Origin of the sequence: Paracidovorax sp. MALMAid1276, from assembly GCF_049198005.1 — a bacterium.
In the GTDB taxonomy this organism is placed as follows: domain Bacteria; phylum Pseudomonadota; class Gammaproteobacteria; order Burkholderiales; family Burkholderiaceae_C; genus Acidovorax.
Genome location: NZ_JBMIRS010000133.1, coordinates 1 through 7,693, shown reverse-complemented (window position 1 = coordinate 7,693; position 7,693 = coordinate 1). Strand labels below are relative to the sequence as shown.

The 7,693-nt window shown below is 65.5% G+C and carries 9 protein-coding genes; 4 read left to right on the top strand and 5 right to left on the bottom strand.

The genetic code is table 11. From position 1 onward, the window contains the following. The first annotated feature begins 351 nt into the window (after positions 1–351). Positions 352–687 carry an I78 family peptidase inhibitor gene (locus ACOQFS_RS09065; RefSeq protein WP_421562567.1) on the top strand — a complete coding sequence of 112 codons (336 nt, stop codon included), beginning with the start codon at positions 352–354 and terminating at the stop codon, positions 685–687. Positions 688–753: 66 nt separating this feature from the next. On the opposite strand, the gene hemW is transcribed toward ACOQFS_RS09065, so the two are convergent. The 5 genes from hemW to ACOQFS_RS09040 all read right to left on the bottom strand — a co-directional run bounded on the left by hemW (position 754) and on the right by ACOQFS_RS09040 (position 5,568). Then, complete coding sequence (hemW, locus tag ACOQFS_RS09060; RefSeq protein WP_421562566.1) at positions 754–2,004, bottom strand: radical SAM family heme chaperone HemW; 1,251 nt, start codon at positions 2,002–2,004, stop codon at positions 754–756. A 13-nt stretch (positions 2,005–2,017) separates the two neighbouring features. Further along, positions 2,018–2,617, bottom strand: coding sequence for an RdgB/HAM1 family non-canonical purine NTP pyrophosphatase (gene rdgB / locus ACOQFS_RS09055; RefSeq protein WP_421562565.1), 600 nt, complete (start codon positions 2,615–2,617; stop codon positions 2,018–2,020). 61 nt (positions 2,618–2,678) lie between these two features. Continuing rightward, a complete protein-coding gene (rph, locus tag ACOQFS_RS09050; RefSeq protein WP_421562564.1) occupies positions 2,679–3,407 on the bottom strand; it encodes a ribonuclease PH in 729 nt (242 codons plus the stop codon). Positions 3,408–3,652: 245 nt separating this feature from the next. After that, on the bottom strand, positions 3,653–4,555 hold the full coding sequence (locus tag ACOQFS_RS09045; protein WP_421562563.1) for a PP2C family protein-serine/threonine phosphatase: 903 nt from the start codon (positions 4,553–4,555) through the stop codon (positions 3,653–3,655). Next, positions 4,552–5,568, bottom strand: coding sequence for a serine/threonine protein kinase (locus tag ACOQFS_RS09040; protein ID WP_421562562.1), 1,017 nt, complete (start codon positions 5,566–5,568; stop codon positions 4,552–4,554). Before ACOQFS_RS09040 ends, ACOQFS_RS09045 begins: the two co-directional genes overlap by 4 nt. 75 nt (positions 5,569–5,643) lie before the next feature. On the opposite strand from ACOQFS_RS09040, the gene ACOQFS_RS09035 reads away from it, so the two are divergent. Genes ACOQFS_RS09035 through rpoZ form a run of 3 tightly spaced genes read left to right on the top strand, consistent with a single transcriptional unit; the run spans position 5,644 to position 7,441 of the window. After that, positions 5,644–6,561, top strand: coding sequence for a YicC/YloC family endoribonuclease (locus ACOQFS_RS09035; protein WP_421562561.1), 918 nt, complete (start codon positions 5,644–5,646; stop codon positions 6,559–6,561). Between the two features lie 36 nt (positions 6,562–6,597). Continuing rightward, positions 6,598–7,218 carry a guanylate kinase gene (gene gmk / locus ACOQFS_RS09030; RefSeq protein ID WP_421562560.1) on the top strand — a complete coding sequence of 207 codons (621 nt, stop codon included), beginning with the start codon at positions 6,598–6,600 and terminating at the stop codon, positions 7,216–7,218. 19 nt (positions 7,219–7,237) lie between these two features. Next, positions 7,238–7,441, top strand: a complete 204-nt coding sequence (rpoZ, locus tag ACOQFS_RS09025) for a DNA-directed RNA polymerase subunit omega (RefSeq protein ID WP_069103553.1) — start codon at positions 7,238–7,240, stop codon at positions 7,439–7,441. The last annotated feature ends 252 nt before the right edge of the window (positions 7,442–7,693 follow it).

Genomic DNA, 7,693 nt, shown 5'->3' with positions numbered 1-7,693 from the left:
TTCGCTTCGTTCGTTGTGACCAACTTACGACGGGACTTGCACCCGTAGGAGTGCGCCCATGCTGGGCGCACGCAAAAAAAAAGCCCGCTGTTGCGGGCTTAACACTTGCTCGTTGCAAGCGGGAGGGATGTCGAGAGGGGTGTCGACGGAGGTGATAGTAAGGCGGGGTCTCAGGCCGCGCTGTAGGACGAGGCCGATGATTCGGCCAATGCCGCACGCGGGCCCGGTGGTGCGTTTTACACGGCGGCAGAATGTGCCCGAAGCCTGCGCGCGGGTTACCGGTGGACACCCCCGTGCAGGCCGCATTGACGTATGGTTGTGCCTTCCAGCCCATTCACGGAGCCCCTTGCCATGCCATCCAAAACCCTCATCGCCACCGCCACCATCGCCACCGTACTTTCGGGCTGCGCCAGCTACGGCAATCCCCCGCCTGCGGGCGCCGCCCCCGGCGCCAGCACGCCGCCGCCGCCTCCGCCCGTTACCGCCGTGTGCAACGCGCAACCCGCGCAGGGCGCCATCGGCCAAAGCAGCACGCCCTCGGTCGTCGAGACGGCGCGCGCGCGCTCAGGCGCGCTCATGGCCCGTGTGTTGCGGCCCGGGCAGATGGTGACGAAGGAGTTCAATGCGCAGCGCCTGAACTTGGAGGTGGACGCCAGCGGCCGCATCGTCGCGGTCAGCTGCGGCTGATGCCGACTCAGGCGCCGGCAACATTGGCGGCATTGGCGGCATCTTTGGCGGCTTCCATCGGCCCCGTCAGTCCGCCAGGAACAGCTCCTGCAGGTCGCTGAGGAAGTCAAAACCCCGCTCGGTGGGCCAGGCACGGGCCATGTCGCGCGCCATCAAGCCCTTGCGCTCGGCAGCGTCCAGCCCCTTGGCAATCGCCGTGAGCGGCAGGCCCGTGCGGGCCATGAAGTCCTGCAGCGCAAAGCCTTCGCGCAGGCGCAGGGCGTTCAGCATGTATTCGAAAGGCAGGTCGGCGCGGCGCACCTCGTCGTCCTGCGCCACGGCGCGCCCGGCCAGCGCGTTGTCCATGTACCGGCGCGGCTCGCGAAAGCGCACCTGCCGCACCACGCGGTGCGCAAAGCTGAGCTTGCTGTGGGCGCCCGCGCCAATGCCGAGGTAGTCGCCAAACTGCCAGTAGTTGGTGTTGTGAAAGCACTGGTGGCCCGGCCGTGCATAGGCCGAGATTTCGTAGCGATCCATGCCCACCCGCCCCGTCAGCTCGGTGATGCGGTCGAGCATGGCATAGGCCTGGTCGTCCTCGGGGATGGCCGGGGGGTGCTTGGCGAAGTAGGTGTTGGGCTCGATGGTGAGGTGGTAGATGGAGAGGTGCGGCGGCTGGAAGGCCAGCGCCGTCAACAGGTCCTGCTCCAGCTCGGGCAGCGTCTGGCCGGGCAGCGCATACATGATGTCGAGGTTGTAGGTGTCGAACGCCTCGGCCGCCTCTTGCACCGCCGCCAGGGCCTGCGCGCGGTCGTGCACGCGGCCCAGGGCCTTGAGGTGCTGGTCGTTGAAGCTCTGCACCCCCACCGACAGGCGCGTGACGCCCGCAGCGCGGTACGCGCGGAAGCGGTCTTTCTCGAAGGTGCCGGGGTTGGCCTCCAGCGTGATCTCGCAGTCCGGCTCCAGCCGCAGGCGGGCGCGGATGTCGCCAATCAGCCGGTCGATGGCTGCGGGCGAAAACAGGCTGGGCGTGCCGCCGCCGATGAAGATGCTGTGCACGGTGCGGCCCCAGACGAGGGGCAAGGCCGCTTCCAGGTCAGCCATCAGCGCGTCGATGTAGCGCTGCTCGGGCACCCCGTTGTCACCCGCCCCGTCGCCACGGGCCTCGTGCGAGTTGAAGTCGCAGTAGGGGCATTTCTTGAGGCACCAGGGCAGGTGCACATACAGCGACAGGGGCGGCAGGCTCTGCAGCTGCAGCAGGCCGGGGCGCATGTAGTGCTGGATGTCGCGCACCACGGCCGGTTCCGCCTCGGCCTGCGGTTTGATCGGGATGTGGGCCACGTTCGCGCCCTTTCTACAACCAGCGCTCGCGCATCAGCGCCAGCATCTGCGCGGCCGAGCGGCCCCGGTGGCTGTGGGCGTTTTTCACCTCCACGGGCAGTTCGGCAAAGGTCTGACCGAACTCGGGGATGAACATCACGGGGTCGAAGCCAAAGCCGTTGGCGCCCCGGGGTTCGGTGGTGATCTCGCCCACGACACGGCCCACGGCAATCAGCGGCTCGGGGTCCTCGGGGCTGCGCACGGCGACCAGGGTGCTGACCATGGCGGCGCGGCGGTTGGCCACGCCTTGCAGTTGCTCCAGCAGGGCACGCACGTTGTTGTCGTCGCTTTTCTCGTAGCCGAACTGGGTGCAGTAATACGCCGTGTCCACCCCCGGCAGGCCGCCAAAGGCATCGACGCACATGCCGGCATCGTCGGCCAGCGCGGGCAGGCCGGTGTGAGCGGACGCAAACCGTGCCTTGGACAGGGCGTTTTCGACAAAGGTGCGGAAGGGCTCCTCGGCCTCGCCCACGCCCAGGTCGGCTTGGCGCACCAGCTCCACGCCCAGGGGCGCGAGCATGGCCTGCAGCTCGGCCAGCTTGCCGCGGTTGTTGGAAGCCAAAACAATTTTCATCATCAAAATAGCCTTGAGCGCTTATCCATCATTGATTTTTAGCTATTAATTAGATAGCAATTCAATCCACACCCAATGCCTGCTTCTGCAGCACTACCAACTCGGCAATGCCCTTCTCGGCCAGGGCCAGCAGCGCATCCATCTCGGCGCGGGTAAAGGCCACGCCTTCGGCCGTGCCCTGCACCTCCACATAGTGTCCGGCGCCGGTCATCACCACGTTCATGTCGGTGTCGCAATCCACGTCTTCCACATATTCCAGGTCGAGCAGCGGCGTGCCCTGCACGATGCCCACCGAGATGGCGGCCACAGGCTGCAGCAGGGGCGACTGCACGATCTTGCCGCTGGCCAGCAGGTGGCTCACCGCATCCTGCGCGGCCACCCAGGCGCCGGTGATGGCGGCGGTGCGCGTGCCGCCATCGGCCTGGATCACGTCGCAGTCGAGCTGGATGGTGCGCTCACCCAGCAACTTCAGGTCGAACACGGCGCGCAGGCTGCGGCCGATGAGGCGCTGGATCTCCTGCGTGCGGCCGTTTTGCTTGCCGCGCGCGGCCTCGCGGTCGCTGCGGGTGTGGGTGGCGCGGGGCAGCATGCCGTATTCGGCCGTCACCCAGCCCTCCCCGCTGCCGCGCTTGTGCGGCGGCACGCGTTCTTCCACCGACGCGGTGCACAGCACCTTGGTGTTGCCGAACTCGATCAGCACGGAGCCCTCGGCGTGCATGGTGTAGCGGCGGGTGATGCGCACGGGGCGCAACTGGTGGGCGGCGCGGGCGCCGGAGCGTTCAAAGGTCATGGGTTTCGATTTTTCGTGGTGGGTGGCTCAACGGATCAGAAGGAGCACCCGGTCCTGCAAGTGCAGCGCACCGGGGCGGGCCACGGCGGGTTATCGCCGCCTCATTGCCGGGTCATCGCCGGACAGTGGACGCCAGGGTCGCACCGCCGCGTGTCCCTTGGCGTGTCTCTTGTTTTGCAGCAACGCGCCCCATCCCCTGCAAAGCCAAGAAACGGCGAAGGGCGCGAAACGTATCCGGGGAAGGCTCAGGCCTTCCGAGCGGCGGAACGGCGGATGGCTTCGTTAATCTCGGCAATGGACCGCTCGATGGCGGCGTCATCCAGGTCGTCCACCAGGCCATCGAGCGGGCCGGCCTGGATGGTGGAGGCAAACACGTCGTCACTGATGCTGTCGGTGGATACGCCCTGGGTGGACTCGAAGGCGTCGGGGGTTTCCCACTCGAGCGCGATCACCGTCACGTTGTCGCTGCTGTCGCCGGCCTTGCGCAGGGCATCTTCCACCAGCTCGGGCACGGCGTGCGACACCGTGTTGCGGCCCAGTTGCTTGGCGATCTCCTCGTCGCTGAGCGTGCCCCACAGCCCGTCGGAACACAGCAGGATGCGATCACCCTGCTCCAGGTAGACGGGGCCGGTGATGTCGTAGATGGGCTTGGTGGGTGAGCCCAGGCACGTGAACAGCACGTTGCGGTTGATGCGCTCCAGCCCCGGCGGCGGCGCATTGCGCAGCTCCATGTACGAGTGGTCGCGCGTGCGGGTCAGCAGGTCGCCATCGCGCACCATGTACAGCCGTGAGTCTCCGCAATGCACCCAGGTGGCCGTGCCGTTTTGCAGCACCGCCGCCACCAGCGTGGTGCGCGGCGTGTCGAGCATGCCCTTGTCGGTGGCGTAGCGCAGGATCTGGTGGTGCGCAGCCAGCAGCGCGCCCGAGAGGAATTCCTGCACATCCTTGAGCTGGGGCTTGGCCTGGCGCTGGAACAGCGCCGAGATGGTCTGCAACGCTATCTGCGCCGCTACTTCGCCTTCCGGGTGCCCGCCCATGCCGTCGGCCAGCACGAAGAGGCCCGACTCGCGCGTGTAACAATAGCCCATGCGGTCTTCGTTCTTCTCGCGGCCGCCGCGGCGGCTGATCTGGAAAATCGAGAACTTCATTTGGGCTTGGCTCCGATGCCGGTGGCTTCGCCCACCTTTTGCACGTTCTTCTTGGTATCGGACACCAGGGTGTCCAGCTGCAGCCGCATCTTCTCGGCCACGGTGAGCTTGGTGTAGCGGCGCTCGCCCTCGCGGCTGAGTTCCTTTTGCAAGGCAAACACCGATTGCGGGCGCGAGAGCGGGTCGAGCGCCATGCACCACTCGACCACCTCGATGAGGTTGTCGGAATACACGCCGCGCAGTTTGGTCAGGGCCAGCGAAAGGCGGTCTTTTTCGATGCGCTGGGGCGCCTCGTTGGGCGGAAAGCCCTGCATGCAGGCGTAGATGCAGGCGCCGATGGCGTAGATGTCCGTCCACGGCCCCATCGATGAGTCGCGCCGGTACATCTCGGGCGCGGCAAACCCGGGCGTGTACATCGGGCGGATGAAGTTGCCTTCTTTGGACAGCACCTCCCGCGCGGCGCCAAAGTCGATCATCACCGCCTTGTTGTCGTCGGTGATGAAGATGTTGGCGGGCTTGATGTCGAGGTGCAGCATCTTGTGCTGGTGCACGATGCGCAGACCGCGCAGCACCTCGTCGAAGAGCGAGCGGATGGTGGACTCGCGGAACACCTTCTGCGTCTTCAGGTCGCGCGCGGTGATGATGAAGTCCTGCAGGGTTGCGCCCTCCAGGTAGTTCATCACCATATAGACGGTTTCGTTCTCGCGGAAGAAGTTGAGCACACTCACCACGGACGCGTGGGAGATCTGCGCCAGGGCGCGGCCTTCTTCAAAGAAGCTTTTCAGGCCCAGGCGGTACAGCGAGAGCTTTTCGGACTGCACCTTGGGCAGGAGTTCGCCCGGCGAACGCGTGGCCAGAGACGATGGGAGGTATTCCTTGATGGCGACCTGCTGGCCTTCTGCGTCCAGCGCCAGATAGACCACACCAAAACCGCCCGCCGACAACCGGCGCACCACGCGGTAGCCGCCTATTGCGGTATCGGGCGGCAAGGGAGCCGGCTTGATTTTTGACATATTTTGCGAAGATGACTCAGGGGCGAAGCGGAACCCGGATAATCGCCGGATCGCAAGCAACCAACAAAAAGTCCAATGCCAGTTTACAGCATGACCGGATACGCCAGCGCACAGCACGGCGCATCCGCCACTGGCGCTGAAGCCGATGCCCGAGCGCCCCATTCGCGCCGGCTGGGGCTGGAAATCCGCTCGGTCAACAGCCGCTTTCTGGACCTCTCGTTTCGCCTGCCCGATGAGCTGCGTGCCCAGGAGCCCGCCCTGCGCAGCCTGCTGACCGCGCGCCTCAAACGCGGCAAGGTCGAGGTCCGTGCAGCGCTGGAGTCGGAAGACACCAACACCCTGCAAGACCCACCCACCCGGCTGCTTCAGCGGCTCAACTCCCTGCAGGATTCCGTCAAGGCCTGGCTGCCGTCAGCCGCCCCCCTCACGGTAGCCGACGCGCTGCGCCTGTGCGCCAACGCACCTGTCGGCGCTGAAGACTGGAGCGAAGCACTGCCCGCCTTGGCCGAAGAGGCGCTCGAAGCCCTCATGGCTTCGCGCGAGCGCGAAGGCAAGCGGCTGGCCGCCATGCTGCAGGACCGGCTCAAGCAGTTGCGCTCGCTGGCGCAGCAGGCCGTTCCCATGGTGCCTCTGCTGGTGGAGCAGCAACGCCAGCGCTTCATGGAGCGCTGGAAAGACGCCATGGCTCTGACCGACGGCACCGTGTTGCCCGAAGCCGCCCGCGACCGCGCGCTGACCGAGGCCACCGCCTTCGCCATTCGCATCGACGTTGCCGAAGAGATCACGCGCCTGGAGTCCCACTTGGACGAGATCGAGCGCCTGCTGAAAAAGGGCGGAGAAGTGGGCAAGCGCCTGGACTTCCTCATCCAGGAGCTGCACCGCGAGGCCAACACCCTGGGCTCCAAATCTGCCGCACTGGACCTCACCCGCATCAGCGTGGACATGAAAGTGCTGATCGAGCAGATGCGCGAGCAAGTGCAGAATATTGAGTAGCCCTCACTTTTTGATAGCGCCCTGCGCACATCAACCATGGACTATCCCGGAAACCTCATCGTCGTGGCCGCCCCCAGTGGCGCGGGCAAATCCAGCCTGGTCAAGGCCCTGCTCGAGCTTGACTCCCACGTTCACCCCTCCATCTCGCACACCACCCGCGCGCCCCGCGGCCAGGAAAAGCACGGCCGCGAATACTTTTTCGCGTCCGAATCCGAATTCGACGCCATGGTCGAGGGCAATGCCTTCGTGGAGTGGGCACACGTGCATGGCAACCGCTACGGCACGTCGAAGAAGGCCATTGAAGAGCGCATCGCCCAGGGCTCCGACGTGATCCTCGAGATCGACTTCCAGGGCGCATTGCAGATCAAGGAGGCCTTCGCCAACGCCGTGCTGGTGTTCATTTTGCCGCCAAGCTGGGAAGAGCTGCGGTCCCGCCTGGAGCGCCGCGGCGAAGACACGGCGGACGTGATCGAGGTGCGTCTCAAGAACGCAGCCGCAGAGATGGCGCAAGTGAGCAAATTTGACTTCGTTATAATCAACGAGTTGTTTGAACGCGCGCTTTTCGACCTCAAAGCCGTGGTTCACGCCCAGCGCCTGAAGTATGTGGCGCAACGCCGCGCCCGCGCAGACACCTTCCAGTCGCTCAATATCACCTGATTTCCCCGGAGTACAGAACATGGCACGCATTACCGTTGAAGACTGCCTGGAAAAAATCCCCAACCGGTTCCAACTGGTGCTTGCAGCCACCTACCGCGCACGCATGCTCAGCCAAGGCCACGCCCCCCGCATCGAAAGCCGCAACAAGCCCGCCGTGACGGCCCTGCGCGAGATCGCTGACGGCAAGGTGGGCCTGGAAATGCTCAAGAAGGTCCCCGGCTGAACATTTTCCGGGCGCTGCCCCTCTAAAAAGCACCGCGGTGGCGGTGCTTTTTTTTGTCCCAAGACGGCCCGCTCCCCTCCCGCGCTACATTTAAGGCATGAACGCGGTGCTCAGCTCACCTTCTGCAACGCCCCACCGGCCCGGCGACTCTTCGCAGGCCGGCAACCTGTCGGCGGCCGCCGCAGCGGCCTACGCTGCGGCGGCCTGTTTTTCCGCGCTGACCCACAGCCCGGGCTATCTGGACGCTGCGAG

Excerpts from the sequence above, each read along its gene's own strand:
- ACOQFS_RS09035 (WP_421562561.1), top strand. The coding sequence starts at position 5,644 with ATGCCAGTTTACAGCATGACCGGATACGCCAGCGCACAGCACGGCGCA.
- ACOQFS_RS09040 (WP_421562562.1), bottom strand. The coding sequence starts at position 5,568 with ATGTCAAAAATCAAGCCGGCTCCCTTGCCGCCCGATACCGCAATAGGC.
- rdgB (WP_421562565.1), bottom strand. The coding sequence starts at position 2,617 with ATGAAAATTGTTTTGGCTTCCAACAACCGCGGCAAGCTGGCCGAGCTG.
- ACOQFS_RS09065 (WP_421562567.1), top strand. The coding sequence starts at position 352 with ATGCCATCCAAAACCCTCATCGCCACCGCCACCATCGCCACCGTACTT.
- ACOQFS_RS09045 (WP_421562563.1), bottom strand. The coding sequence starts at position 4,555 with ATGAAGTTCTCGATTTTCCAGATCAGCCGCCGCGGCGGCCGCGAGAAG.
- gmk (WP_421562560.1), top strand. The coding sequence starts at position 6,598 with ATGGACTATCCCGGAAACCTCATCGTCGTGGCCGCCCCCAGTGGCGCG.
- rpoZ (WP_069103553.1), top strand. The coding sequence starts at position 7,238 with ATGGCACGCATTACCGTTGAAGACTGCCTGGAAAAAATCCCCAACCGG.
- rph (WP_421562564.1), bottom strand. The coding sequence starts at position 3,407 with ATGACCTTTGAACGCTCCGGCGCCCGCGCCGCCCACCAGTTGCGCCCC.